Below are 26156 nucleotides of genomic sequence, written 5' to 3'. Positions count from 1 at the left end.
GTGGACCTTTCAGGCGAAAGAGGCGACAGGGGTGAGCGGGATGCCGTTGCGCAGCACGGTGCGGCGCGCGGCGCGCGAGGGCCAGCCCCAGGCGTCGGCGTCATGGAAGACAACCAGGTCGGCGGATGCGCCAACGAGGGACGGTGTGGCCAGCGGCTTGCGCTCCAGCCAGTCGCTGCGGCACAGGCTTTCGGACCAGGTGTCGAACGGCTCGGGCAGCTGCGCCGCCAGAGCGCCTGCGGCCAGGGCCTCGACCGGGTCGTAGCTGCCGACGCGGCAGAAGGGGTCTTGCACGTTGTCGCTGGCGATCAGCAGCGGGATGCCGCGCTCGCGCGCTTCCTTGACCAGGGTCAGGCCGCGCTGGCGCGGCGTGCGGCCGGTCTGCGCGTCCTGCAGCAAGAGGTTGGTGATGGGCAGCGAGACCAGGGTGATGGGCGCCTGCGCCACTGCGTCCAGCGTGGCCAGGGCCTGCGTTTCAGGCTGGGCCGCCAGCGAACAGGTGTGGCCGCAAACCACCCGGCCGTTGAAACCGGTCTCGCGCAGGATGCGGGCCGTCGCGGCCAGGCCCTTGGCGTCGGCGTTGAGTTCTTCATCGACGTGCAGGTCCACGTCCAGGCCGGCCTCGCCAGCGGCGGTGAAGAGGTTGCGCAGCGCGCCCTCGTCCCAGTTGACCGAGTGCACGAAGCCGCCCAGCAAGGCGTGGGGGCCGGTGGCCTTGACCTGCTGCGCGAATTTGCGGGCCTGGGCCAGTTCCTGGAACAGGGTGAGCTTGATCAGGCCGACCTGCTGCAGGCGAATGCGGCCCTGCCATTCATCGGCCAGCGAGGCAAGCACATTCCAGGCGAGCGGCGTGCCCTCGGGCTCCCACCAGTCCACATGGCTGCGCAGATGAACGCAGCCGGCTTCGTAAGCCCATTGCAGCGCCTTGCCGGCGCGCTCGCGCACATCGGCCTCGGTCCAGTCCAGCCTGTCCGTCATCATGGCGTCGATGGCGCCCAGCAGGCCGGGCTGCACATGGCGCATGCGCGGCAGGGTGAAGGTCTTGTCCAGATGGGTGTGGGCGTCAACGAAGCCCGGCAGCACAGGGGCGCCCTTCACATCCCAGGCGCCAGCCACGGCTGCACCCATGGGCGTGACCGATGTCACCTTGCCCTCCGCGATCGTCAGTGCAGCCAGCGCCGGCTGGCCGGCCTGCGAGGGCCAGGCATCGCCCAGCAGCCAGCGCGGCAAGCGGGCGTTGGCGATGGCGGTGATAGAGTTCATGCGAACTTCGCCATCGCTTCGCCGACCCGGCGCTTGAACGCGGCCAGCCGGGGCTCGGTCGCAATGTTCATGTGGTAGTAAGCGTGGAAGTCGACCTTGGCCGTGTCGCCGGTCAGGCGCTTCATGTAGCGGGTGATGATCTTGCGCGGGGGGTCGCCCATGTACCAGGCCACCCAGCGCGGCCGGCCATAGGTGACGACGGCGGAGATGCGCTTGATGTGGGTGAGCATGGGCTTGACATTGGCCGGGTCGCTGATGTCGAAGGCCACGCCGGGCATGAAGAGCCTGTCGAAGTAGCCCTTGAGCATGGCCGGCAGGCCGAAGCACCAGGTGGGGAAACAAAAGACGATGGCCTCGGCCTTGCGCAGGCGCTGCACATAGGGCGCCAGCGGCAGCTGGTTGGCCGGCACGTCGTGGTAGCCCAGGCGCTCCTCGCGCGAGAGAACCGGGTTGAAACCCTCGGCATACAGGTCCAGGTCATCGACCGTGTGGCCGGCGGCCTGGAGATTGGCAACCACTTCCTGGTGCAGTGCAGCAGCGAAACTGGTTTCGACGGGGTGGCAGTAGACGACCAGGACGTGCATGGTGGGCCTAGGCGGAATGCACCGCAAATGGGAGGAATGCACCCGCGCCGTGCGTTGCGGCGGCGGGCAGGAGGCTGGCGTGAGAGGCGGGCTGCATTTCTTGACCGTTTAATCTGATCGATTGGTCAAACTTACGCATAGAGCGTGCCAGAACCCGGTTGGCCTGTCATCCGGGGCTTGCTCGGGATCCCTCTGGACGCGCTGGATTCCCGCCGACGCGGGAATGACGGTCAGGCGGTGGGAATCCCGCAGCCGCGCAACACCAGCGCGGTGAGTTCTTTCACCAGGGCTTCGCGGTCGGGCTGGAAGCCGGGCTGGCCCGGGTTGACCAGCTGCTGGACCTGGACGGCCGAGTCGGCGTAGAACTGGGTCATGGACCAGATGCTCATGAGCAGCACATAGGGGTCGACCGGCTGCATCAGGCCGCGGGCGATCCAGCTGTTGATGATGTTGGCCTTCTCGCGGGTGCGGGCGCGCGAATCGGGCCAGAACTTGGCCAGGTTCTTGCCGCCATCGAGCACCTCGCGGGTGAAGATGCGCGAGATCTCGGGCTTGTCGAAAGCCTGGTCGAGCTTGGAGCGGATGTAGTCGCCCAACACCTTGCCTGGGTCGGTGGAGCCGGCGTCGAACATGCCCTTCCAGTCGGACATCACCGACATCAAGAGCTCTTCGTAGAGTTCTTCCTTGCCCTTGATGTAGTAGTGCAGCTGGGGCTTGGTCAGGCCGGCGCGGGCGGCGATGGCCTGGGTGGACGTGCCCTTGAGGCCGTTCTCGCTGAATTCGGCGATGGCTGCTTCGCGGATGGCGGCCATGATGCGCTCGCGGTTCTCACGCGGCTTGCGGACGGGGGTGGTGTTCAAGGGAAGGGAATGCTAGCAGAAGGTTCCCAAACCCCGTGCTCGCACACAATAGCTGCCTGATCGTACGACCCGAGGACATCCCATGAAGACCCAAGCCGCCGTCGCCTGGCAAGCAGGCCAGCCCCTTTCCATCGAAACCGTGGACCTGGACGGCCCGCGCGCCGGCGAGGTGCTGGTGGAGATCAAGGCCACGGGCATCTGCCACACGGACGACTTCACGTTGTCGGGCGCCGACCCCGAAGGCATCTTCCCGGCCATCCTGGGCCACGAGGGCGCGGGCATCGTCGTCGATGTGGGCCCGGGCGTGACCACGCTGAAAAAGGGCGACCACGTCATTCCCCTGTACACGCCGGAATGCCGTCAGTGCAAGTTCTGCCTGTCGCGCAAGACCAATCTGTGCCAGCTGATTCGCGGCACCCAGGGCAAAGGCCTGATGCCCGATGCCACCAGCCGATTTTCCATTGGCGGCAAGCCCATCTTCCATTACATGGGCACCTCCACCTTCAGCAACTACACGGTGGCGCCGGAGATCTCGCTGGCCAAGATCCGCGAGGACGCGCCCTTCGACAAGGTCTGCTACATCGGCTGCGGCGTCACCACCGGCATCGGTGCCGTGCTGTTCACCGCCAAGGTGGAGGCGGGCGCCAACGTGGTGGTCTTCGGCCTGGGCGGCATCGGCCTGAACGTGATCCAGGGCGCCAAGATGGTGGGCGCCGGCAAGATCATCGGCGTGGACCTCAACCCGGCCCGCGAAGCCATGGCGCGCCAGTTCGGCATGACCGACTTCATCAACCCGAAGGATGTGCCCAACGTGGTCGATGCCATCGTGCAACTGACCGACGGCGGTGCCGACTACAGCTTCGAGTGCATTGGCAACACCCAGGTGATGCGCCAGGCCCTGGAGTGCACGCACAAGGGCTGGGGTCGCAGCATCATCATCGGCGTGGCCCCGGCCGGCGCTGAGATCAGCACGCGGCCCTTTCAGCTGGTGACGGGCCGCAAGTGGGAAGGCTCGGCCTTTGGCGGCGCGCGCGGCCGCACCGACGTGCCCAAAATCGTCGACTGGTACATGGAAGGCAAGATCACGATCGATCCGCTGATCACCCACACCATGCCGCTGGCCGACATCAACAAGGGTTTCGAGCTGATGCGCAAGGGCGAGTCCATCCGTTCGGTGGTGCTGTACTGATGGCGATGGAACTCCTCAGCGCCCACGCCTGCTTTGGCGGCGAGCAGCGCTTCTACAGCCATGCCTCGAACGAGGTGGGCTTGCCGATGCGCTTCTCGGTTTTCCTGCCGCCCCAGCCGCGCATCAAGGCCCTGGGCAAGGTGCCGGCCCTGGTCTACCTGGCCGGCCTGACTTGCACCGAAGAAACCTTTGCGATGAAGGCCGGCGCGCAGCGGCTGGCGGTCGATGCCGGCATCATCCTCATCGCGCCTGACACCAGCCCGCGCGGCGCCAACGCACCCGGTGAGTCCGCCGACTGGGACTTCGGCGTCGGCGCCGGCTTCTACCTCGATGCCACGCAGCAGCCCTGGGCCAAACACTGGCGCATGGAAAGCTGGATCGTGCGCGAGCTGCTGCCGCTGCTGGTCAAGGAGTTGCCCATCGCCGATGACCGCATCGGCATCAGCGGCCATTCCATGGGCGGCCACGGCGCGCTGACCTTGGCCCTGCGCCATCCGGATGTCTTCCGTTCGGTCTCGGCCTTCGCGCCGATTGCATCGCCGACGCGCTGCCCCTGGGGCGTCAAGGCCTTCAGCGGCTACCTCGGTGAGGACAAGAACGAATGGGCCAAGCACGATGCCAGCCTCTTGATGGCGGCAAGCAGCAGTGCGCCGTATCCCGAGGGCATCCTCATCGACCAGGGGCTGAACGACAAATTTTTGGACGAGCAGCTCAAGCCCGAATTCTTCGAGCAGGCCTGCGCCCAGGTAGGCCAGCCGCTGGAGCTGCGCCGCCACGCCGGCTACGACCACGGCTACTACTTCGTCCAGAGCTTCCTGGCCGACCACATCGCCCACCACGCCCGCATCCTGGCGGGCCTGGGCTTCAAGTAGCTCAAACCGCCAGGGCTTGCTGGAGCGCCTCGGCCAAGGGCGTGGTCGGCCGGCCGATCAGCGCGCCGAGCGTGCCGCTGCCGTCGAACAGCGCGCCCTGGGCCGCGCCCGCATCGGAATCCGCCAGCAGGCCGGCGAAGGCGGGCGGCAGGCCTGCGCCTTCCAATGCGGCGGCGAAGTCCTTCTGCGGCAAGTCCTGGTAGCGCACGCTGGCGCCGGTCTGGCGGTTCAGCTCCACCACCAGTTCGCTCAAGGTGTAGGCCGTGTCGCCCGCCAGCTCCAGCACGCGCTTGGCGGCGATGGGCTGGGTCAGCACGGCGGCTGCGGCAGCGGCGTAGTCAGCGCGCGTGGCCGAGGCGATGCGGCCCTCGCCGGCCGCGCCGATGAAGACGCCGTGCTGGCGCGCGGCCGGTACGCTGGCCAGGTAGTTCTCTGTGTACCAGCCGTTGCGCAGCAAGGCGTGCGGCAGGCCGGAAGCGGCGATCAGCGCCTCGGTCTCGCGGTGCTCCTGCGCCAGGCCCAGGGGCGAGCTGTCGGCGCGCAGGATGCTGGTGTAGACGAGCTGGGCCACGCCGGCGGCGCGGGCGGCATCGATCACGGCGCGGTGCTGCGGCAGGCGCTGGCCGACCTCGCTGGACGAGATGAGCAGCACACGTTCAGCACCGGCGAAGGCCGGGCCCAGCGTGTCCGGCCGCGTGTAGTCGGCTTCGCGCACCGTGATGCCCTGGGCGGCCAGGGCGCTGGCCTTGGCGGGCTTGCGCACGGCGGCGACGATGGCCGCGGGCGGCACCCCGCGCGCCAGCAGTTGGGAAATGACGAGCTGGCCGAGCTGGCCTGTGGCACCGGTGACGACGATCATGTTCTTGCTTTCGAATGGGTGAAGCGTCCATGGTGCGTCCGAATGGCTGGACGTAAAATGGATAAAAGTCCAAAATCCATGTCTGATCGTCCCTGAAATCCAGATTCCCATGGCCACCGACCTGCTCAGCTCCGTCCTCGGCGACGCCGGCCTGTCGCGGCGCCTGCTCGACCTGAGCGAGCTGACGGACAGGCGCGCCCTGCGTTTCCCCTGCGAGCGCAGCATCGGCCTGCACCTGGTGCTGCGCGGGCCGGTTTATCTGCACGCGCCGCAGCTGCCCGAACCGCTGGAACTGCAAAGCGGCGACATCGCGGTGATGGCGCGCGGCTGCGACCACGTGCTGAGCACGCGCCCCAGCCTGGCCGGCCAGAAGCTCGAGACCATCCGGGTCTACGAGCCGGCGGCCGATGCCGCGCTGCCGCCCCAGGCCCGCGTGCTCAGCGGCGCCTACCAACTCTGGCACACGCCCCTGCACCCCTTCTTTGCCGAGATGCCGGCCTGGTCGGTGCTGCGCGCCGCCGAGATGCCGCGCCTGGGCCCGACGGCCCTGGTGGCCAGTCTGCTGGCCGAAGAGGTCCGCGATGGGGCGCCGGGCGCCGACATCGTCACCCATGGCCTGTTCGACGTGGTCTTCACCTATGCGCTGCGCCAGGTCATGACGGGCTGCGCCCAGGCCCAGGCGGGCTGGAGCCAGGCGGTGCGCGACCCGCAGGTGGGGCGGGCCGTGGCCCTGATGCACGGGGACCCGGCCCATGCCTGGACGCTGGACGAACTGGCCAAGAGCGCCGGCCTGTCGCGCACGGCGCTGGCGGAGCGCTTCCGCGCGGCCATGGGCGACACGCCGCTGAACCACCTGCGCACGCTGCGCATGCAGCGCGCCGTCAAGCTGCTGGCCGAGAGCAGCCGCAACCTGGAGGCGGTGGCCGCGGCCGTGGGTTACCAGGACGCCTTCAGTTTTTCCAAGGTGTTCAAGCGCACCGTGGGCCTGTCGCCCAAGGCATTCCGCCAGCTGGACGTGGACCAGCGGCAGAACCCCTGGCGCTTCCAGACGGCGTGAGCCGGAGGCGACCGGTGCGTGGAATGCAGGTCCGGAAACGGCCAGCCGCTGCAGGCGCGCAGGCGATGATGCAGCCATGACGACAACAACAACAGCCTTGCCCCGCTCCTTTGCCGGCCTGGCCTGGGCCAATCTGGCGGCGCAGTCGGCCGAGCAACTGAGCCTGGCCGCCGTTCCCATCGTCGCTGTGCTGGCCCTGGGCGCCGGCCCCGGCCAGATCGGCTTCCTGGGCGTGGCCCAGACCTTGCCGTTTCTCTTGCTGTCCATCCCCATCGGCCTGCTGGCCGACCGCAGCTCGCGCAAGCGCCTGCTTGTGTTGTCGGAAGTGGTGCGGGCGATCACCTTGCTGGCGCTGCTGGCGGCCACGGCCCTGGGTGCTTTGTCGGTGCCGTTGCTGGCGGTGCTGGGCTTCCTCGGCGCGGTGGGCACGGTGGGCTTCACGGTGACGGCGCCGGCCCTCGTGCCCTCCCTGGTGCCGCGCGAGGCCCTGGCCCAGGCCAATGGGCGGCTGGAACTGGCGCGCAGCGCCGCCTTTGCCGGTGGCCCAGCCCTGGCGGGCGCACTGGTCGCCTGGGCCGGCGGCGCAAGCGCCTTCGTGCTGGCGGCCATGCTGTCGGTGGCAGCCGTCGTGCTGCTCTGGCGCATCGCCGAGCCCCAGCGCGCGCAGCCGGCGGCGCGTCATCCGCTGGCGGACCTGAAAGAGGGCGCCGGCTTCGTCTGGCGCAATACCATGCTGCGGCCCATGCTGTTGACGGGCGTGGCCTGGAACATCGCCTGGTTCGTGCTGCAGGCCGCCTATGTGTCCTACGCGGTGCGCGCCCTCGGCCTGAGCGCCAGCGCCATCGGCTTCACCCTGGCCTGCTACGGCGGCGGCATGGTGGTGGGCGCGCTGCTGGCGCCGCGTCTGGTGGCGGCGATGCCCTTCGGCCGCGCCATCCAGTTCGGCCCCGCCGTGTCGGTGGTGGCGATGTCCACCATGGTCGCCACACTGGCGGTCCCGCACGGCGCCCTGGCCGGCCTGGCATTCTTCTTCTTCGGCGCCGGCCCCATCATCTGGACCATCACCTCCACCACCTTGCGCCAGACATTGACCCCCGGCGCCATGCTGGGCCGCGTGTCGGCGATCTTCCTCACGGTGAATGCCGGCTCGCGGCCTGTGGGCGCCGCGATCGGTGGTGTGGTTGGCGCGAGCCTCGGTGAGGCAGCGTGCTTGTGGCTGGCCTTGCTCGGCTTCATCATCCAGGCCGCGATCATCTTTGCGTCGCGGCTGCGGGAGTTAAGAACGTTGCCGATGGCTGCGGCCTGACCGGCCTGTCATCCCGGGCTTGACCCGCAATCCATCGCCGCACGCCAACTTCCGTTCGGGCTGAGCGTGTCCGAACCCCTTCATGCGCCGCGCTTTTTCCTGCTTGAAGCAAGAGCGAGGATCATCCTTCAATCGAATACGGGCCGGAAGAAACTTCGTTCCGACGAGACAAAGCACCGTGTCGCTTCAGCGTACTTGACTGCGGCTTGGCAGCCTGCATCCTCTTTCGACGCCGTCCGGTAGGCCTCGTACGCAGTCAGGCTCGGGAAGCTGAACAGGCACAGTGCGATGTTGTTTGCCCCTTCCGACGGGAGAAAGTAGCCATGGTGCTTGCCACCGAGGCGTTCGACCAACGGAATCCAGAGCTTGGCGTAGTGCTCGAATTGCGCAAGCTTGTACGGATCAATGACGTATCTGACGTGGCACGTGATCATGAAAGTCAGGGAAAGTGGTTTCCGGAGTTTGCCAGAGCGATGCATCCGGATGCCGGCCGGCGCAGGCCAGTGCGCATGCAGGGGGCTTCGACAGGTTCAGCCCGAACGGGGAGGGGCCTGGATCCCGGATCAAGTCCGGGATGACAACTACTTGGGCAGCTCGAACACCAGACAAGTCGTCGTCGCATGCGCGTACAGCGTGCCGTCGGGGCCGTAGAGGCGCGCCTCGGCGGTGGCGAGCTGGCGGCCGCAGTGGATGATCTTGCCTTCGGCGCGCACGCGCGTGGTCTTGGCGATGTTGATGGCCTTGACCAGGTTCACGCCCAGTTCGGCCGTGGTGTAGCCGCGGCCCGGCGGCATCATGGTGTGGACGGCGCAGCCCAGGGCGGAGTCGAGCAGGGTGGCGTACCAGCCGCCGTGCACGCCGCCCATGGGGTTCAGGTGCGCCGGGCCGGGAATGCCCTGGAACAGCGCGCGGCCTTCGTCCACTTCCAGCAGCTGGAAGTCCAATGTCTTGGCGATCGGCGGGTAGGGCAGCTCGCCGCGCAGCATGGCCTGCATGGTCTCCATGCCGCTCTTGCCGGCCACCATCTGCGGCGTGGCCACGCCTGCGCCCACGCCTGCATGGATGCGGGCCACCACCTCGCTTTCCTGCGCCAGCCAGGCTTCCAGTTGATTGTCCTGCGCCATCTGAATCCTCCTACACTTGCATATGCAACAGTTGCATGTACAATAATCGAGATGGACACCACCGTCAAGCCCCAGGGCTGCACCAACATCAAGCTGCGCCAGCTGACGCGGCGGGTGGCGCGCTATTACGAGGCCGAGGTCGGCAAGACCGGGCTGAAGAACACGCAGTACTCGCTGCTGTCCCATGTCTTCAAGCTGGGCCCCATCCGCCCCGTCGACCTGGCCCGTGCGATGAAGATCGAGGCCTCCACCCTCACGCGCAACCTCAAGCCCCTGATCGCCGCCGGCTGGCTGACGCTGGACGCCGGTGCCGATGGCCGCAGCCGCCTGGTCAATATCACCGATGCGGGCCGTGAAAAACGTCAGGAGGCGCAACGCCGCTGGCGGGTCGCGCAAGAACAGATCAATACCGTCCTGGAGCCGCAGCGCGTGGTGCAACTGCACGCGCTGATCGACGAATGCATGGGGCTGCTCTCGCCCGTTGATGAGGAAGAATTTGAATGACTGACGCCAACAAGAAAACCACGGCCTTGTGGCTGGTCCTGCTGGCCGCAGCCGGCACCTTCGCCCTGACCATGGGCACGCGCCAGACCATGGGCCTGTTCCTGTCGCCACTGAACACGGCCACCGGCCTGGGGCTGGGCAGCATCAGCCTGGCCTTTGCCTTTGGCCAGCTCTGGTGGGGCCTCACGCAGCCGTTCGCCGGCGCCATGGCCGACAAGATCGGCGCCGGCCGCGTGCTGTTTGCCGGTGTCGTTCTGATCGTCATCGGCACGGTCATCACGCCGCTGATGACCACCACCCTGGGCCTGATCCTGGCCATCGGCGTGTTGTCGGCCGGCGGCGCCGGCATGGCGGGACCGGCCGTGCTGATGGCGGCGACCACGCGCCTGGTGCCGGCGCACAAGCGCGGCCTGGCCACCGGCATCGTCAACGCGGGCGGATCCTTCGGCCAGTTCATCATGGCGCCGATCGCCGCCGCGCTGATGGTGGGCATAGGCTGGGCCAGCGCCATGCAGGTCATGGGCCTGCTGGTGCTGTTGGCCTTGCCGGCAGCCTTCCTGCTCAAGGGCAACTCGCTGCAGTCGGCGCCCGCCGGCCAGAAGGTGGTGGGCACGCGCGAAGCCATCCGCACCGCGCTGCGCAACCCCAGCTACCTGATGCTGGGCGCGGGCTTTTTCGTCTGCGGCTTCCACGTGGCGTTTCTGGCCACGCACCTGCCGGGCGTGATCGCCTCCTGCGGCCTGCCCACGCAATGGGCGGGCTGGTCGCTGGCCATGATCGGCCTGTTCAACATCATCGGCAGCGTCGCCATGGGCTGGGCCGTGGGCCGCTGGCGCATGAAGACCCTGCTGTCCCTGGTCTATGCCGTGCGCGCCATCGCCATCACCGTCTTCCTGTTCGCGCCCAAGACCGGGCCGGTGGTGCTGGTCTTCGCGGCCGTGATGGGCCTGAGCTTCCTGTCCACCGTGCCGCCCACGGCAGGCCTGGTCGCCAAGTTCTTCGGCCCGGCCAACATGGCGACGCTGTTCGGCATCGTCATGCTCACCCACCAGCTGGGCGGTTTCCTGGGCGCGTACCTGGGCGGCAAGGTCTTCGAGGCCACAGGCAACTACGACTGGGTCTGGTACATCGACATCGTGTTGGCTGTGGGCGCCGCCCTGGTGCATCTGCCGATCCGCGAGGCGGCCTTGCCGCCACGGGCCGCAGCGGCGGTCGCGTGAACGCTGCCGCTGTCGACCCGCGCACGCGCGCGCTGCTGGAGGCGCCGATCGCGCCCACCTTGCTGCGCATGGCCGTGCCCAATGTGCTGGTGATGGTGGCCCAGGCCAGTGCCGGCCTGATCGAGACCTGGTTCATCGGCAAGCTGGGCACGGATGCGCTGGCCGGCGTGGCCCTGGTCTTTCCGGTGCTGATGATGATGCAGATGATGTCGGCCGGCGCCATGGGCGGCGGCATCGCCTCGGCCATCGCGCGGGCCCTGGGCGCGCGCAAGCGCGAGGACGCCAACGCGCTGGCCGTGCACGCCATCGTGCTGGCGCTGGGCTTTGCGGCCCTGTTCACCCTGGGCCTGCTGTGGTGGGGCGCGCCGCTGTACCGGCAGATGGGCGGCGAGGGCGCTTCGCTGCAGGCGGCGCTGGTGTATTCCAACTGGGTCTTCGCCGGCGCTGCCGTGGTCTGGCTGTTCAACTCGCTGGCGGCCGTGGTGCGCGGCACCGGCAACATGGCGCTGCCCGCCTACGTGACTTGCGGCGGCCTGCTGGTGTTGCTGCCGCTGTCGCCGCTGCTGATCTTCGGCTGGGGCCCTGTGCCGGCCTTGGGCATCGCCGGCGGCGCCGTCGCCCTGCTGGTGTACTACGCGCTGGGCACGCTGGCCCTGGCCGCCTACCTGCGCTCGCCCAGGAGTTTGCTGCGGCCGGTGCTGGGTGGCCTGGGCCTGCGCTGGCCGCTGTTTCGCGACATCCTGCGCGTGGGCCTGGTGGCCACGGTCTCGGCCCTGGCCACCAACCTGACCATCGGCATCTGCACCGCCCTGGTCGGCCACCTGGGGCCGGCTGCCATTGCCGGCTACGGCACGGCATCGCGTCTGGAGTACCTGCTGGTGCCCATGGTCTTCGGCCTGGGCGCGCCCCTGGTGGCCATGGTGGGCACCAGCATTGGCGCGGGGCAGAAGGAAAGAGCGCTTCGCGCCACCTGGATCGGCGCCGCCATCGCCGGTCTGCTGTGCGAGGCAGTGGGCCTGGCGGCTGCCCTGTTCCCGCAGGCCTGGCTGCGCCTGTTCGGCGCCGACCCGGCCATGCTGGATGCGGGTGTTCGCTATCTGCAGATCGTCGGCCCGGCCTATGGTTTTTTCGGCTTCGGCCTGGCCCTGTACTTTGCCTCGCAGGGCGCGGGCAAGCTGGCCTGGCCGTTGCTGGGCAACGTGGTGCGGCTGGCAGTGGGGGCGGGCGGCGGTTGGCTGGCCCTGCGCTTTGGCGGCGGTCTGGACTGGATTTTTGCGGCCCAGGCCGCGGCCCTGGTGCTGTACGGGCTCATCAACGCCTGGGCCGTGGCCGGTGGCGCCTGGTTCGGCCCGCTGGGATGGCCGCGTGGGCCGGCGGCCCTTGCCGCCCGCTGAAATAGCCTAGTCGTCAATTTGTCGGACAATAGCGGGCTGGGCCCCGAACAACGCATCGAAACACGCATTGCACTGAAGGAAGACCGACCATGAGCTACCCCAACACCCAACTTTTCATCAACGGCGAATGGCAAGACGCTGCCGACGGCAAGAGCCTGGCCGTCTTCAATCCGGCCACCGGCAAGGAAATCGGCCGCGTGGCCCACGCCAGCACGGTGGACCTGGACCGCGCCCTGGAAGCAGCGCAAAAGGGTTTTGAAAAATGGCGCGACATGACGGCCATCGAGCGCAACAAGATCATGCGCAAGGCCGCCGGCCTGATGCGTGAGCGCGCCGGTGCCATCGGCGCCCTGCTGACGCAAGAGCAGGGCAAGCCCCTGGTCGAAGCCAAGGGCGAAGCCTTGGCCGCCGCCGACATCATCGAATGGTTTGCCGATGAAGGCCTGCGCGTCTATGGCCGCATCGTGCCCTCGCGCTTCAGCCTGTCCGTGCGCCAGATGGTTCTGAAGGACCCGGTCGGCCCGGTGGCGGCTTTCACGCCCTGGAACTTCCCGATCAACCAGGTGGTGCGCAAGATGGCCGCGGCCCTGTCGGCCGGCTGCTCGATGATCGTCAAGGCGCCGGAAGAAACCCCGGCATCGCCGGCTGAACTGATCCGCGCCTTTGCCGACGCAGGCCTGCCCGCCGGCGTGCTGGGCCTGGTGTACGGCAACCCCGCCGACATCTCCAACTACCTGATCCCGCACCCTGTGATCCGCAAGGTGACCTTCACCGGCTCGACCCCGGTGGGCAAGCAGCTGGCGGCCCTGGCCGGCAAGTACATGAAGCGCGTGACCATGGAGCTGGGCGGCCACGCACCGGTGATCGTCGCCGAAGACGCCGACATCGCCCTGGCCGTCAAGTCGGCCGGCGCCGCCAAGTTCCGCAATGCCGGCCAGGTCTGCATCTCGCCCACGCGCTTCCTGGTGCACGAGAGCATCAAGAAGGACTTCGCCGCCGCCCTGGTCAAGTACACCGAAGGCCTGAAGGTCGGCGCCGGCGATGTCGATGGCACGACCATGGGCCCGCTGGCCAACCCGCGCCGCGTGACCGCGATGGCGGAGTTCACCGAAGACGCCGTCAAGCATGGCGCCACTGTGGCCGCCGGCGGTAACCGCATCGGCAGCGAAGGCAACTTCTGGCAGCCCACCATCCTGACGGACGTGCCGCTGGACGCCAAGGTCTTCAACGACGAGCCCTTCGGCCCCATGGCCGCCATCCGCGGCTTCAACACCATCGAGGACGCGATCGCCGAAGCCAACCGCCTGCCCTTCGGCCTGGCCGGCTACGCATTCACCAGCTCGCTCAAGAACGCCGACTTGCTGGCGCGCAAGGTGGAAGTGGGCATGCTGTGGGTCAACATGCCCGCCATGCCCTCGGCCGAAATGCCCTTCGGCGGCGTCAAGGATTCCGGCTACGGCTCGGAAGGCGGCCCGGAAGCCATGGACGCCTACCTGAACGCCCGCGCCGTGAGCATCATGAACGTCTGATCTTCAGCTGCTCCTGCAAGAGCCGCTGGCCGTGAGGTCGGCGGCTTTTTTTGGGCCTGCCCACACACCCGTTCGGGCTGAGCCTGTCGAAGCCCTTGCATGCACCCTGGCCCGCGCCGGCCGGCATCCGGGCTACGGCCTGACGGTCATCGTGCCGCCTGATCGGCGGCATTCCCTGTGACGCCCGGGAAACATTCCTCGCGCTCCGGATCCACCGGTGCCGGTCGCCGGCGCATGCCCAACAGGCCGCAGCCCGGATGCCGGCCGGCGCGGGATGGACGCTGTTGGCGTGCATGCAGTGGTCGGTCTACTGGCGTCATTGATTGCGCAAGCCGTCTTCGGCGCAAAGTTTCAGCAGCCAGGCTTTTGCGTGAGGAGAACGGTGTCTGACTTGGCGATGGATAGGGTGAGCCCCATGCCGTCACGCAGACCCCATGCGGCTTGCAGGCCAAAAACGGCCTGCAAGCCGCATCGAATGTGCGTAGACCCGACGCTCGCTTCCGGCCAGCAGCAGTCACCAACGGCTTGCCCGCTGCCACCATGGCTGGCAGACTCATGGCCGAGCGAACGCAGCCAAAGCAGCGGCTTGATCGGGTGATTTGTCCCGCAGGCTGTCAGCTTCGGAATTGCGGGGTTTCAAGTCCAGATTTATTGGACCTGGTTTTTGGAGGGGAGGAAAAAAATGCAAATGCGACAACCAGTTAGGCCAAGCAGGCTCCCAGTTTTATCCCGCAGTTGCGGGGTTTCAGGTCTTGGGCTGCGGTCTACATTACGTTAGGTGTCAGCTGTGAAGACCAGTGCGCGCAAAGATCTCGCCTTCGTTCTGCCGCTGGCCGCCGGACTTGTCGGAGCGGTTGCGGTCTTCCTTGCCAGCTCTGTCTCGTGGTGGATCGTAGTTTCGCTATCGGGGCTCGCCGTAGTTCTCCTCCTCGCCGGCGGTTTCGCCATGCCCCCCTTTTGGTGGGGAAATCATCACTTCACCACCGCCGTCTCAGGCCCTTCACACGAGGCCAAACGTGAGCAAGACACCTAACAGGTCCGTCAACGCGGACGCCCAAAGCCGTTCCGCGGCTGCGCCGCGCCTTTCCTTGGTCGCCGGTTACGTCCGACGTTAGACCGTGTACCTCCGAGCCTCTCAACTTCCGCAGCTCTCGTCAGTGAGCTATTTGGCGCGCGTTCGCATTCTTCTGGCGGCCGCGCGTGCCCACAATCCTTGGATTTTCGTGCGCATCGGCATGGTCTTTGTCCTGATGCTCGCGTCGACTGCTGTGGTGAACTTCCTGCCTGTATCTCTTGGGTTGCCGACATGGTCTGGGAGCGCAGTTGCGCTGCTGTATGGCGGCGTGTTCTATGTGCTTATGGTTTGGGAGCTCAATGGCCCCCTCGGCGCTGCCGTGGCCAAATACCTGTGTGGGAGCCAGCAACGTGCCAACCCGGTCTAACAGGTCAATCGACACGGACGTGGAGCTTGCATCGCTTTCGTTGACATGTTCACCCGGCAGACTGATCGCTTCCAAATCCATAGCGTGATGCGTCCATTCCACGGGGGCTAGAGGCCGATTTCGCACTGAAATTGAGTCTTGAACCTCGAGCAAGACCAACAGAGCTTGCAAATCACCGCAAGCCTGCCGCCAGCATCAATGTCGCGCCGGCCGGCATCCGGGCTGCGGCCTGTTGGGCATGCGCCGGCGACCGGCACCGGGTCATCCAGAGAATGAAAACGCGTTTCCCGGGCGTCACAGGGAATGCCGCCGATCAGGCGGCACGATGACCGTCAGGCCGCAGCCCGGATGCCGGCCGGCGCGGGCCAGGGCAAGGACACGTAGGGGCTCGACAGGCTCAGCCCGAACGGGGATGTGGGCAGGGCGCCATGGATTGCGGGTCAAGCCCGCAATGACAAGCGTTTTTAAACCGGAACGGTGTAATTCAGCGTCATGCGCCCGCCATCGACCACCACGATCTCGCCGGTGATGTAGCTGGCGGCGTCGCTGGCCAGGTAGGCGACGGCGTCGGCGATCTCGGAGGGCTCGCCCAGGCGCTTCATGGGGGTGCGCATCATGATGCGCTGCTTGGCTTCCTCGCTGGTGAGCACGGCCTTGGCGGCCAGCTCGGTGGCGATGGTGCCGGGCGCCACGGCGTTGACGCGGATGCCCTTGTCGGCCAGGGACAGGGCCATCACCCGCGTCAGCTGGTTGATGCCGCCCTTGCTGACGTTGTAGCTGGCGATGGTGGGGATGGTCAGCGTGCCGTTGACCGAGCTCATGTTGACGATGCTGCCCTTGCCTGCCTTGGCCATCTCGCGCGCCACGGCCTGGCCCACCAGGAACGAGCCCTTGAGGTTGACGCGCAGCACGGCGTCGAAATCTTCCTCGCTCACTTCCAGGAAATCCGCCGCCTTGAAGATGCCGGCGTTGTTCACCAGCACGTCGATGCGGCCGTGCGTGGCGATGGTCTTGGCGACCAGGGCATCGACCTGGGCCTTGTCGCCCACGTCGCAGCGCACATAGAGCGCGCCCAGTTCGCTGGCCAGGGCCTGGCCGCGCGTGTCGTCCAGGTCGGCGATCACGGTCTTGGCGCCTTCGCCCGCAAAGCGGCGGGCGCAGGCTTCGCCTATGCCTTGCGCGCCGCCGGTGACGATGCAGACGCGGCCGCCCAGGCCGAAGGAAATGCTGGTGTTGCTGCTGTTCATACGCGCATCGTACCCGCGTGGGCAGAGCGGAATGCTGCTGCCGCTTCGCCCACCTGCGCCGCCGTCATGCCCGGCTTGAACAGGGCCGAGCCTATGCCGAAACCATTGGCGCCGGCGGCCGTGTAGGCAGCCATGTTGGCCGTGCTGATGCCGCCAACAGGCAGCACCAGGGCCTCGGGCGGCAGCACGGCGCGCAAGGCCTTCACAACGGCCGGCGAGGCCATCTCGGCCGGGAAGATCTTCAGGCCGCTGGCGCCGGCTTCCAATGCGCCAAAGGCCTCGCTGGCCGTCATCACGCCGGGCAGGCTTGCCATGCCCAGCTTCACACTTTCGCGAACCACCTCGGCGTTGAAGTTGGGCGAGACCACCATGCGGCCGCCGGCGGCATGCACCTCGCGCACCTGCTGCACCGTCAGCACCGTGCCGGCGCCTACCAGGGCCTGGGGAAAGGCCTTGGCCAGGGCGGCGATGCTGGCCAGCGGATCGGGTGAGTTCAGCGGCACCTCGATCAGGCTCCAACACTGGTCGACCAGGGCCTGGCCCACGGGCAGGGCCTCGTCCGGGCGCAGGCCGCGCAGGATGGCGACCAGCGGGCAGCTGGCCATGGCCGTGTGGAGTTGTTCGATGGGGCTCATGCTTGTTCCAATGTTTGGGCGATGGACCACAGGCCCCGCCAGGTGGCTTGCGGGCCCACGGTCTGCGCGCGCACGCCCAGGCACTGCAAGGCCAGTTCGTAGCGCGCCGTCAATGCGTCGGAGCCGATCACCACCACCGGGCCCTGGGCTGCGTCCAGCGATTGAGAGCGCAGCTCTTCGCCGATCACCAGGCCCGACAGGTAGCTGGGCAGGGCGGCCTCCTGGATGCGGCCGAACAGCGACAGGGTGCGTGCGCTGAAGGCGGCGTGCAGCAGGTTGCCGGCCGCGCGCGCATGCTCCACGCCGCGGGTGAAGGCCTGCGTGTCCAGCGCGCCGTCGGCCTGCGCCATGGTGCGCGCCAGGATGGAGTGCTTGCGCAGCAGCGCATAGACCTCGCCGGTCATGAAGGTGGCGAAGTGCGCGATGCGGCGGCCTTGCACCCGCACCCATTTGCTGTGCGTGCCGGGCAGGACGAAGAGGCCGCCGTCCAGGCCCAGCAGGTCCAGCGCGCCGAAGACCTGCACTTCTTCACCGCGCATCACGTCGGGCACGCCGTCTTGTTCGCAGCTCAGGCCCGGAGCTATGGCCACCCGCAAGCTTGGCGGCGCGTCCTGCACCCAGGCCAGCTGCGCTGCCACTTCGGCAAAGCCGGCGGGGCAGGGGCAGTAGGGCGCCTCCTGCCAGCCCTGGCGGCTGCCCACCATCCCCGACATCAGGACCAACTGGCCTGCAGGGCGCTCCCACTGTGCGCAGGCTGCTGCCAAAACAGAAGCAAACTGGCCGGGCGGCACGGCCAGGATGCCTTGCGCCGAAGCGTGTTCGGCCAGCACGCGGCCATCGCCATCCAGCAGCGCGGCGCGCAGCGAGGTCGTGCCCCAGTCAACGGCGACCAGCGGCTCGCTCACAGCACGGCCTTCACGTCGCCGGGCCGCGGCAGCGGCGCCACAGCGCCATAGCCTTGCACCGCGAGTGATGCAGCGGCGTTGGCGTAGCGGGCGGCTGTGAACACGTCGTCACCCGCGGCCATGCGGGCCAGCAGGTTGCCGGCAAAGCAGTCGCCGGCGCCAGTGGCGTCCACCAGCTGCACGCGGCGCGGAGCGATGCGCTCGCGCTTGCTGCCATCGCTCACCAGCGCGCCGTCACCGCCCAGCTTGAGCACCACGGTCTTGGCACCGGCGGCATGGCCCCAGTCCACCACGGCGTCGGGATCGGTCATGCCGTTGAGGGCCGTGATGTCTTCCAGGCTGGGCAGGAAGATGTCGCATGCGGCCATGGCCGCGGCGGTGCCGGCGCGCGCGGCCTCCAGCGTCCACAGCTTGAGCCGCAGATTGGAGTCGAAGGACACCAGCACGCCGGCCTCGCGCGCCATCTGCATCGCGGCCAATGCCGTCGCCAATGCCGTGGGCGAGATCGCCAGCGAAATGCCCGAGACATGCAGGATGCGGCTGGCGCGGATGGTTTGCGCGGCCTCGCCATCCAGCCACTGCGGCGTCATGCGGCTGGCGGCCGAGCCGGCGCGCATGTAGCTGAACTCGTGGCCGTTAGCGCCATGGGTGACGAAGTAGATGCCGGTGTGCGCCGCCGCATCCTGTTGCACGGCCTGGGTGTTCACGCCTTCGCGCTGCCACAGTTCCAACAGGGCGCGGCCGAAGCTGTCGTTGCCCACGCGGCTGAGGTAGGCGGTGCGCGCGCCGGCACGGGCGGCGGCGATGGCGGCGTTGCTGGTGTCGCCACCAAAGCCCTGCAGGTAATTGGGCTCGCCGGCCCGGGTCTGGTTGAATTCCAGCATGCCCTCGCCGAGAGCGCTCACATCGAAGGCAGTTGTCATCCGTGTTCTAGCGTGGTTTGTAGGCTGTGACGTCGATTTCCACCTTGGCATCGATCATCAGGCGTGACTCTACCGTGGAGCGGGCCGGTCGATGGTCGCCAAAGCATTCCATGTAGACCCGGTTGAAGCTGCCGAAGTCGCGCGCGTCGTTGAGCCAGACGCTGACCTTGGCCACGTCGGCCAGGGTGCAGCCGGCCAGGGCCAGGGCTTCTTCCACGCGCTGGAAGACGCGGCGGGTCTGGGCTTCGATGCCGCCGACGATGACCTGGCCCTGGTCGTCCGTGGGCACCTGGCCGGAGACAAAAACGAAGTCGCCGGCGCGGGTGGCGGGCGACAGCGGGCGGGCCTGGCGGTCGGAGGCCAGGGGCGATTGGCCGAGCATTTCAACTTGGGACATGGAGCTTCCTTGGTGTAAGAGATTTACAGATAAATCGGTATGAATCCCGTTTGACTTTTGAAAAAGCGTGAATTAGGATTCATTCGTGTAATGTTATTACTTCAGGAGCCACGATGCAATTCCTCCCGACCCGGCGTCCCTTCCTCGCTGCGCTTGCCGCGGCTGCCTGTCTCGCAACGGTTCCTGGAGGAGCGCAGGCCGCGCCCGCCAAGGGCGGCGCCGCCAACCTGGCGATGATCGCCGAGCCGCAGGGCCTGGACCCCATGGTCACCACGGCCGACCTGGTCGGCACGATCATGCAGCACGTCTACGAGCCGCTGTTCACCTTCGACGCCAACTGGAACATCGCACCCATGCTGGCCGAGTCCCTGCCCACGGTGTCCAAGGACGGCCTGACTTACAGCATCGCGCTGCGCAAGGGCGTCAAGTTGCACAACGGCCGCGACCTGACGTCGGACGATGTGGTCGCCTCCCTGCAGCGCTGGATGGAACTGTCGCCGCGCGGCAAGTCGGTGGGCAAGGAGATCGCCTCGCTGACGGCCAAGGGCCCGAACGCCGTCGAGATCAAGCTCAAAAACATCTACGCGCCGCTGCTGGCCCAGCTGGCCCTGCCCAGCGGCATGGCCGCCATCATGGCCAAGGAAAGCATCGCGCCCCAGCTCAAGGACTTCATCGGCACCGGCCCTTACAAGTTCAAGGAGCGCCGCCCCGACCAGTACACCGTGCTGGTGCGCCATGACGGCTACAGCGCGCGCAAGGAGCCGGCCAGTGGTTACGCCGGCAAGCGTGAAGCATTGCTGGATGAACTGCGCTTCGTGCCCGTGCCCAACGCCAACACCCGTGTCGAAGGTTCGCTGTCCGGCCAGTTCCACTACGCCGACCTGCTGCCGGTGGAGGCCATCGGCCGCGTCGAGAAGGCCGGCGCCGGCGTCGTGCCCATCATGACCAAGAACTTCGGCTTCCCCTACATCGTCTTCAACACCAAGGAAGGCGTGCTGGCCTCGCAGGCGCTGCGCCGCGCGGTGCAGACGGCAACGGGCTCTGGCGAGATGCTGGCCGCGGGCTTTGGCGACAACCGCTTCTTCGTGGTCGAGTCCAACTTCTTCCCCAAGGGCACGCCGTACTACTCGAGCGCCGGCGAGAAGCAGTACAACGAGCGCAACCCGCAGGCCGCCAAGGAGGCCGCCGCCAAGGCCGGCTACAACGGCCAGCCGGTGCGCATCATGGCCAGCCGCCAGTACGAGTTCCACTACAACATGGCCCTGGTGATGGCCGAGCAGCTCAAGAAGGCCGGCTTCAAGACCGAGCTGCAGGTGGTCGACTGGGCGACCCTGGTGCAGCGCCGCAACGACGCCAAGCTCTGGGACGTGTACTTCACCCACTCGGGCCTGTTCCCCGAACCCATGCTGTCGCCGCCGCAACTGGGCGACGGCGCACCTGGCTGGTGGGACACGCCGGCCAAGAAGGAAGCCCTCTCGGCCTTCAACCAGGAAGCCAACATCGCCAAGCGCGGTCCCCTGTGGACCAAGGTGCAGCAGGTGGTCTACGACGAAGTGCCTTTCATCGAGGTGGGCAAGTTCAACAGCCTGTCGGCCCGCTCGGCCAAGCTGGAGGGCTACACACCCGCGATCTGGCCGTTCTTCTGGAACACGGGCTTAGCCAAGTAAAAAGCACAGAGGCGGTTCTTCCATGCTGCGTTTTCTAGTCGGCCGCCTGGCGGGTGCGGCGGTGGTGTTGGCCCTGGTCGCCGTCCTGGTGTTTGCGCTCACCCGCCTGGCCTCGGGCGATCCCATGGCCTTGCTCTTGGGCGACCAGGCGACGGCTGCCGACATCGCCCAGGCGCGCGTGCAGTACGGCCTGGACAAGCCGCTGTTGACGCAGTTCACGCTCTGGCTGGGTGAGCTGGCCCACGGCAACCTGGGCCAGTCCATCTTCCTGCAGCGGCCCGTCGCCCAGGCCTTGCTGGAGCGGGCCGAGCCCACGCTCTTCCTCGCCCTGTTCGCGGTGGGCATCGCGGCCCTGATCGGCATCCCCTGCGGCATGGCCGCCGCCATCTGGCGCGGCAGTGCCGCCGACCAGGCGGTGAGCAGTGTTGCCATGCTGGGTGCCAGCGTGCCCAGCTTCTGGCTGGGGCTGATCCTGATCCAGCTGTTTGCCGTGCACCTGGGCTGGTTTCCGGCCTCGGGCTATGGCGACCCCGGCATGGGCCTGGGAGCGCGCCTGTACCACCTGGCCCTGCCGGCTACGGTGCTGGGCCTGCTCAATTCGGCGCTCATCATCCGTTTCACCCGCGCCTCCATGCTCGACATCCTGGGTGAAGACTATGTGCGCACGGCGCGCGCCAAGGGCCTGCCCGAGCGCGTTGTCATGGTCAAGCATGTGCTGCGCAACGCCCTGGTGCCCATCATCACCGTCATCGGTTTGACGGTGGCCTTGATGATCGGCGGCACGGTGGTGACCGAGACGGTGTTCAACCTGCCCGGCGTCGGCAACCTGGTGGTGCGCGCCGTGCTGCGGCGCGACTACCCCGTCATACAGGGCACGCTGCTGGTGATCGCCGCCATCTATGTCTTCATCAACCTGCTGATCGACCTGCTCTACACCCTGGTCGATCCGCGCATCCGGCTGGAAGCCCAATGAACGGCCGTTTCGCTTCAACCCTGCGCCGCTTGTTTGCGCGCCGCATCGTGCTGGCCGCGGCCATCGCCCTGTTCCTGGTGGTGACCACGGCCATCGTCTATCCCTGGGTCAGCGGCGCCGATCCCAACGAAATCACGGTCAGCCAGCGCCTGCACGCACCGTCTGGCGAGCACTGGGCCGGCACCGACGAACTGGGACGCGACGTGATGCTGCGCATCATCCACGGCGCGCGCTACTCGCTCCTCATCGGCGGTGTGACCGCTGCCGGTGCCGTGTTGTTCGGCACCTTGCTGGGCATGCTGGCTGGGTTCTTCCGCCGGCTGGACGCGCCCATCATGCGGCTGGTGGACGCCATGATGGCCTTCCCCGACATCCTGCTGGGCATCGCCCTGGTCGCCATCCTGGGCGTGTCGCTGTGGAACGTGATGCTGGCCCTGGTCATCGTCTACACACCGCGCGTGGCCCGCGTGGTGCGCGCCGCCACCCTGGTGCTGCGCGAGCTGCTCTTCGTCGACGCGGCACGGGCCCTGGGTGTGCGCACGCCGCGCATCCTGTGGTCGCACATCCTGCCCAATCTGATGTCGCCGGTGCTGGTGCAGGTGACCTTCATCTTCGCCTATGCCATCCTGGCCGAAGCCGGCCTGTCCTTCCTGGGTGTGGGCGTGCCGCCCGACATCCCGACCTGGGGCACCATGATCGCCGGCAGCCTGGAGTATGCCGACAAGGCCTTCTGGACCATCCTCAGCCCTGGACTGGCCATCGTGCTGACGGCGCTGTCGCTGCAGATGCTGGGCGACGGCGTGCGCGACCTGCTGGACCCCAAACTGAAGAAGGCCACATGAGCACGAATAAGGCCCCCACGCTTGCCCACTCCGTGTGGCAGCTGCCCCCCGAGGGGGCCGCGCCTGGCTTGGGGCGGCCCAGCGCTCAGGCGGCGAACCGCCTCGAAGTCAGCGGCCTGTCCACCTCGTTTGCCACCGACGCCGGCCGCATCCAGAGCGTGGCCGATGTCTCCTTTGCCATCGCGCCGGGCCAGACGCTTGCCCTGGTGGGCGAGTCGGGCTCGGGCAAGTCGGTCACCAGCCTGTCGCTGATGGGCCTGCATGCCAAGACCTCACAGGCCAGGGTAGAGGGCGAAGCCTGGTTCGTGCGCCGCGACGGCCGGCGCGTCAACCTGCTGGCCCTGAACGAAGCCGAGAAACGCGCCCTGCGTGGCAACGAGCTGGCCATGATCTTCCAGGAGCCCATGACCAGCCTGAACCCGGTGCTGGCCATCGGCGAGCAGATCGCCGAGAGCGTGCGCCTGCACCTGGGGCTGGACACGCGCGCTGCCCTGGCCCATGCGCTGCGCATGCTGGAACTGGTGGAGATTCCGGCCGCCGCGCGCCGCCTGCACGAGTACCCGCACCAACTGTCCGGCGGCATGCGCCAGCGTGTGATGATCGCCATGGCCATGGCCTGCAATCCCACGCTGCTGATCGCCGACGAACCGACGACCGCGCTGGACGTGACCATCCAGGCCCAGATCCTGGCCTTGATGGGCCGGCTGCAGAAAGAGACCGGCATGAGCATGCTCTTCGTCACCCACAACCTGGGCGTGGTGGCGCAGTACGCCGACGCCGTGGCCGTGATGTATGCCGGCCGCATCGTGGAGTCGGCGCCTGTGCACCAGCTGTTCGCCAGCCCGGCCCATCCCTACACCCGCGGCCTGCTGGCCTGCCTGCCGGGCGTGGCGCGCCAGAAGCAGGGGCAGGCCGGGCCGGGCCGGCGCAAGCTGGTGGCGATTGCCGGCCAGGTCTCCAGCCCGCTGGCGCCGCCGCCGGGCTGCGCCTTTGGCCCGCGCTGCCCGCTGCACAGCGAGGACTGCGACGCCGCCATGCCAGTGCTGGCGCCGTTGGACACGCAGCGCCAGGTGCGCTGCATTGCCGTGCGGGAAGAGGTGGCCGCATGAGCGACGTGCAAGACCTGGTCGAAGTGCGTGGCCTGCGCAAACATTTCGGCGGCGGTGCGCACCCGGTGCGCGCTGTGGACGACGTGAGCTTCACCATCCACACCGGCGAGACCCTGGGCTTGGTCGGCGAATCGGGCTCGGGCAAGAGCACGATCGGCCGTTTGCTGACGCGCCTGGTCGACCCCACGGCCGGCCAGATGCTCTACCACGCCGATGGCGTCACGCGCGACCTGGCAGGCCTGTCGCAGTCGCAGTACAGGCCGCTGCGCTCGGACATCCAGATCATTTTCCAGGATCCGTACGCCAGCCTGAACCCGCGCATGCGCATCCGCCAGGTGCTGGCCGAGGCGCTGGACACCCATGGCCTGGCCAAGGGCGAGGCGCGCACGCCGCGCATCCACGAGCTGCTGCAGCAGGTGGGTCTGCGCCCCGAGCATGCAGAGCGCTTCCCGCATGAATTCAGTGGCGGGCAACGCCAGCGCATCGGCATCGCCCGTGCCCTGGCCGTGCAGCCCAAGTTCATCGTCGCCGACGAGCCGCTGTCGGCGCTGGATGTGTCCATCCAGGCCCAGGTTGTCAACCTGTTGGGCGAGTTGAAGGAGGAGCTGGGCCTGACCCTGCTGTTCATCTCGCACGACCTGGACGTGGTGGAGTACATCTGCGACCGCGTTGTCGTTCTCTACCTGGGCCGGGTGATGGAGATCGCGCCCACCGAGGCGCTCTACGCCCAGCCCCTGCATCCTTACACCCAGGCCTTGCTGGCCGCGGCCCCCATTCCCGACCCGGCACGCCGCCGGACCATCCCGCTGCTGCAAGGCGATCTGCCCAGCCCGGCCCATCCACCCTCGGGTTGCGTCTTTCGCACCCGCTGCCCGCATGCGATTGCGGCCTGCGCCGAGAACGCCACGCCGCTGCGCGATCTGGGCGACGGCCGCTGGACCGCCTGCTGGCGCACCGACCTGCCCACACCACCATGATGCGAAGCGACACCCTCATTGACCGCCACCACAAGAGCTTTCCGCTGACGGCATCGCCTGTGACGGCAAGCGGCATCGCCGCGCGCGGCTGGCATCTGCTGGCCGACGACCTGGCCTACCCGCTGGCCGTGCTGCGGCGTCCGGCCGTGGAGCACAACCTGCAGTGGATGCAGGACTTTGCGCATCGCAAGGGCGTGGAGCTGGCGCCGCACGGCAAGACCACCATGTCGCCCGAACTGTTCGCTCTGCAACTGCAAGCTGGTGCCTGGGGCCTGACCTTTGCCACCGTCTACCAGGTGTCGGTGGGCGCCGAAGCCGGCGCGCGCAAGATCATCATCGCCAACCAGGTGGTCTGCGATGCGGACCTGGACGGCCTGGACGCCTTGCTGCAACGCCACGAGGGCTTGCGCGTCTGGTTCCTGGTCGATTCGCTGGCCCAGCTGCAGCTGATGCAGGACTGGGCGCAACGCCGTGGCAACGCGCGCTGCTTTGACGTGCTGCTGGAGATGGGCGTGCCCGGCCAGCGCACAGGCTGCCGCACATTGGAAGAGGCTGTCAGCCTGGCCCAGGCCATCGCGAAGTCCAGCGTGGCGCGACTGGGCGGCATCGAAACCTACGAGGGCGGCGTGGCCAAGTGCGAGAGCGAGCACGATGCCCGCGAGGTCACGGCCCTGGTGCGCCGCGTGCTCGATGCGGCCAAGGCCTGCGACGACCAGAAACTGTTCGCCGATGAAGAGATCCTGCTGACGGCCGGCGGCTCGGCGGTGTTCGACCTGGTGGTCCCGCTGCTGCGCGCCCAGAACCTGTCCAAGCCGGTGCGCGGCGTGCTGCGCTCGGGCTGCTATGTGACGCACGACCACGGCAACTACGCGCGCTTTTTGAAGAATGTCGAGCAGCGCGAGGGTTTGAAGGAGTCTCTGCAGCCGGCCCTGGAAGTCTGGGCCATGGTGCAGTCCGTGCCCGAGCCCGGCCTGGCCTTGCTGACCTGCGGCCGGCGTGACGTCTCCTACGATCTGGAGATGCCCATCCCCATCGCCCATGCGCCGCGTGGTGCGCGCAGCGCCACCGATTCACCGGCGGGCTGGACCATCAGCGCGCTCAATGACCAGCATGCCTACCTGCGCTATGACCCGGCGGGCACGGCGCCCCAGGTGGGCGACCGCGTGGGCCTGGGCATCTCCCACCCCTGCACCACCTTCGACAAGTGGCGCTGGATGCCGGTGATCGAAGACGACGGCGCCATCACCGGCGCGGTCCATACCCGGTTCTGAGGGCAGG

The 26156-nt window shown here is 67.7% G+C and carries 26 protein-coding genes; 15 read left to right on the top strand and 11 right to left on the bottom strand.

Annotated features, from left to right (window positions below; all coding sequences use genetic code 11):
- Nucleotides 1–9: 9 nt before the first annotated feature.
- The 3 genes from Q0632_RS03105 to Q0632_RS03095 all read right to left on the bottom strand — a co-directional run bounded on the left by Q0632_RS03105 (nt 10) and on the right by Q0632_RS03095 (nt 2659).
- Nucleotides 10–1263: an amidohydrolase family protein gene (locus Q0632_RS03105; RefSeq protein ID WP_298924228.1), complete on the bottom strand. Its 1254-nt coding sequence runs from the start codon at nt 1261–1263 to the stop codon at nt 10–12.
- Nucleotides 1260–1847 carry an NAD(P)H-dependent oxidoreductase gene (locus Q0632_RS03100; RefSeq protein ID WP_298924226.1) on the bottom strand — a complete coding sequence of 196 codons (588 nt, stop codon included), beginning with the start codon at nt 1845–1847 and terminating at the stop codon, nt 1260–1262. Before Q0632_RS03100 ends, Q0632_RS03105 begins: the two co-directional genes overlap by 4 nt.
- Nucleotides 1848–2077: 230 nt before the next feature.
- The gene (locus Q0632_RS03095) at nt 2078–2659 is read right to left on the bottom strand and encodes a TetR/AcrR family transcriptional regulator (RefSeq protein ID WP_298924430.1); all 582 of its coding nucleotides are present in this window, start codon (nt 2657–2659) and stop codon (nt 2078–2080) included.
- Between the two features lie 130 nt (nt 2660–2789).
- Here Q0632_RS03095 and Q0632_RS03090 point away from each other — a divergent pair, with 130 nt between their 5' ends.
- Together Q0632_RS03090 and fghA are read left to right on the top strand one after the other, a co-directional pair.
- Nucleotides 2790–3896, top strand: a complete 1107-nt coding sequence (locus Q0632_RS03090) for an S-(hydroxymethyl)glutathione dehydrogenase/class III alcohol dehydrogenase (protein ID WP_298924224.1) — start codon at nt 2790–2792, stop codon at nt 3894–3896.
- A gap of 5 nt (nt 3897–3901) precedes the next feature.
- Nucleotides 3902–4768 carry an S-formylglutathione hydrolase gene (gene fghA, locus Q0632_RS03085; protein ID WP_298924222.1) on the top strand — a complete coding sequence of 289 codons (867 nt, stop codon included), beginning with the start codon at nt 3902–3904 and terminating at the stop codon, nt 4766–4768.
- 1 nt (nt 4769) lies between these two features.
- Here the strand turns inward: fghA and Q0632_RS03080 are convergent, their stop codons facing one another.
- Nucleotides 4770–5627 (bottom strand): SDR family oxidoreductase, encoded by an 858-nt coding sequence (locus Q0632_RS03080; RefSeq protein WP_298924220.1) that lies wholly within the window; start codon nt 5625–5627, stop codon nt 4770–4772.
- A 109-nt stretch (nt 5628–5736) separates the two neighbouring features.
- On the opposite strand from Q0632_RS03080, the gene Q0632_RS03075 reads away from it, so the two are divergent.
- Complete coding sequence (locus Q0632_RS03075) at nt 5737–6684, top strand: AraC family transcriptional regulator (protein WP_298924217.1); 948 nt, start codon at nt 5737–5739, stop codon at nt 6682–6684.
- Nucleotides 6685–6760: 76 nt separating this feature from the next.
- Entirely contained in the window at nt 6761–7990 is a 1230-nt protein-coding gene (locus tag Q0632_RS03070; protein ID WP_298924215.1) for an MFS transporter, read from the top strand.
- Between the two features lie 128 nt (nt 7991–8118).
- Here Q0632_RS03070 and Q0632_RS03065 read toward each other — a convergent pair whose 3' ends face one another.
- Together Q0632_RS03065 and Q0632_RS03060 are read right to left on the bottom strand one after the other, a co-directional pair.
- Nucleotides 8119–8424 carry an NIPSNAP family protein gene (locus tag Q0632_RS03065; RefSeq protein WP_298924213.1) on the bottom strand — a complete coding sequence of 102 codons (306 nt, stop codon included), beginning with the start codon at nt 8422–8424 and terminating at the stop codon, nt 8119–8121.
- A 147-nt stretch (nt 8425–8571) separates the two neighbouring features.
- Entirely contained in the window at nt 8572–9114 is a 543-nt protein-coding gene (locus tag Q0632_RS03060) for a PaaI family thioesterase (protein WP_298924210.1), read from the bottom strand.
- Nucleotides 9115–9165: 51 nt separating this feature from the next.
- On the opposite strand from Q0632_RS03060, the gene Q0632_RS03055 reads away from it, so the two are divergent.
- The 5 genes from Q0632_RS03055 to Q0632_RS03035 all read left to right on the top strand — a co-directional run bounded on the left by Q0632_RS03055 (nt 9166) and on the right by Q0632_RS03035 (nt 15203).
- Nucleotides 9166–9618: a MarR family winged helix-turn-helix transcriptional regulator gene (locus Q0632_RS03055; protein WP_298924209.1), complete on the top strand. Its 453-nt coding sequence runs from the start codon at nt 9166–9168 to the stop codon at nt 9616–9618.
- The gene (locus Q0632_RS03050; RefSeq protein WP_298924206.1) at nt 9615–10838 is read left to right on the top strand and encodes an MFS transporter; all 1224 of its coding nucleotides are present in this window, start codon (nt 9615–9617) and stop codon (nt 10836–10838) included. Before Q0632_RS03055 ends, Q0632_RS03050 begins: the two co-directional genes overlap by 4 nt.
- Nucleotides 10835–12232, top strand: coding sequence for an MATE family efflux transporter (locus tag Q0632_RS03045; RefSeq protein ID WP_298924204.1), 1398 nt, complete (start codon nt 10835–10837; stop codon nt 12230–12232). The genes Q0632_RS03050 and Q0632_RS03045 overlap by 4 nt, the downstream gene beginning before the upstream one ends.
- An 89-nt stretch (nt 12233–12321) precedes the next feature.
- Entirely contained in the window at nt 12322–13761 is a 1440-nt protein-coding gene (locus Q0632_RS03040; RefSeq protein ID WP_298924201.1) for an NAD-dependent succinate-semialdehyde dehydrogenase, read from the top strand.
- Nucleotides 13762–14927: 1166 nt separating this feature from the next.
- Complete coding sequence (locus Q0632_RS03035) at nt 14928–15203, top strand: hypothetical protein (RefSeq protein WP_298924199.1); 276 nt, start codon at nt 14928–14930, stop codon at nt 15201–15203.
- A 464-nt stretch (nt 15204–15667) separates the two neighbouring features.
- On the opposite strand, the gene Q0632_RS03030 is transcribed toward Q0632_RS03035, so the two are convergent.
- From Q0632_RS03030 to Q0632_RS03010, 5 genes are read right to left on the bottom strand one after another with little or no spacing between them, the layout of a single operon-like run.
- Nucleotides 15668–16450, bottom strand: coding sequence for an SDR family NAD(P)-dependent oxidoreductase (locus Q0632_RS03030; protein WP_298924197.1), 783 nt, complete (start codon nt 16448–16450; stop codon nt 15668–15670).
- The gene (locus tag Q0632_RS03025) at nt 16447–17085 is read right to left on the bottom strand and encodes a 2-dehydro-3-deoxy-6-phosphogalactonate aldolase (protein WP_298924196.1); all 639 of its coding nucleotides are present in this window, start codon (nt 17083–17085) and stop codon (nt 16447–16449) included. The genes Q0632_RS03030 and Q0632_RS03025 overlap by 4 nt, the downstream gene beginning before the upstream one ends.
- Nucleotides 17082–17990, bottom strand: a complete 909-nt coding sequence (locus tag Q0632_RS03020; protein ID WP_298924193.1) for a 2-dehydro-3-deoxygalactonokinase — start codon at nt 17988–17990, stop codon at nt 17082–17084. The genes Q0632_RS03025 and Q0632_RS03020 overlap by 4 nt, the downstream gene beginning before the upstream one ends.
- On the bottom strand, nt 17987–18913 hold the full coding sequence (locus Q0632_RS03015) for a sugar kinase (RefSeq protein WP_298924191.1): 927 nt from the start codon (nt 18911–18913) through the stop codon (nt 17987–17989). The genes Q0632_RS03020 and Q0632_RS03015 overlap by 4 nt, the downstream gene beginning before the upstream one ends.
- Before the next feature lie 7 nt (nt 18914–18920).
- Entirely contained in the window at nt 18921–19310 is a 390-nt protein-coding gene (locus Q0632_RS03010) for a RidA family protein (RefSeq protein ID WP_298924189.1), read from the bottom strand.
- Between the two features lie 113 nt (nt 19311–19423).
- Here Q0632_RS03010 and Q0632_RS03005 point away from each other — a divergent pair, with 113 nt between their 5' ends.
- From Q0632_RS03005 to Q0632_RS02980, 6 genes are read left to right on the top strand one after another with little or no spacing between them, the layout of a single operon-like run.
- The gene (locus tag Q0632_RS03005) at nt 19424–20977 is read left to right on the top strand and encodes an ABC transporter substrate-binding protein (RefSeq protein WP_298924187.1); all 1554 of its coding nucleotides are present in this window, start codon (nt 19424–19426) and stop codon (nt 20975–20977) included.
- A gap of 22 nt (nt 20978–20999) precedes the next feature.
- Nucleotides 21000–21950 (top strand): ABC transporter permease, encoded by a 951-nt coding sequence (locus tag Q0632_RS03000; RefSeq protein WP_298924185.1) that lies wholly within the window; start codon nt 21000–21002, stop codon nt 21948–21950.
- Nucleotides 21947–22792: an ABC transporter permease gene (locus Q0632_RS02995; protein ID WP_298924183.1), complete on the top strand. Its 846-nt coding sequence runs from the start codon at nt 21947–21949 to the stop codon at nt 22790–22792. Before Q0632_RS03000 ends, Q0632_RS02995 begins: the two co-directional genes overlap by 4 nt.
- On the top strand, nt 22789–23901 hold the full coding sequence (locus tag Q0632_RS02990; RefSeq protein WP_298924181.1) for an ABC transporter ATP-binding protein: 1113 nt from the start codon (nt 22789–22791) through the stop codon (nt 23899–23901). Before Q0632_RS02995 ends, Q0632_RS02990 begins: the two co-directional genes overlap by 4 nt.
- Nucleotides 23898–24878 carry an ABC transporter ATP-binding protein gene (locus Q0632_RS02985; protein ID WP_298924179.1) on the top strand — a complete coding sequence of 327 codons (981 nt, stop codon included), beginning with the start codon at nt 23898–23900 and terminating at the stop codon, nt 24876–24878. The genes Q0632_RS02990 and Q0632_RS02985 overlap by 4 nt, the downstream gene beginning before the upstream one ends.
- Nucleotides 24878–26149 (top strand): amino acid deaminase, encoded by a 1272-nt coding sequence (locus Q0632_RS02980; protein ID WP_298924428.1) that lies wholly within the window; start codon nt 24878–24880, stop codon nt 26147–26149. Before Q0632_RS02985 ends, Q0632_RS02980 begins: the two co-directional genes overlap by 1 nt.
- The last annotated feature ends 7 nt before the right edge of the window (nt 26150–26156 follow it).

The organism is uncultured Ramlibacter sp. (genome assembly GCF_936925435.1).
Classification (GTDB): Bacteria; Pseudomonadota; Gammaproteobacteria; order Burkholderiales; family Burkholderiaceae_C; genus Ramlibacter.
Note: the sequence above shows the minus strand (reverse complement) of the source record. Positions and strands in the feature narration are given on the sequence as shown.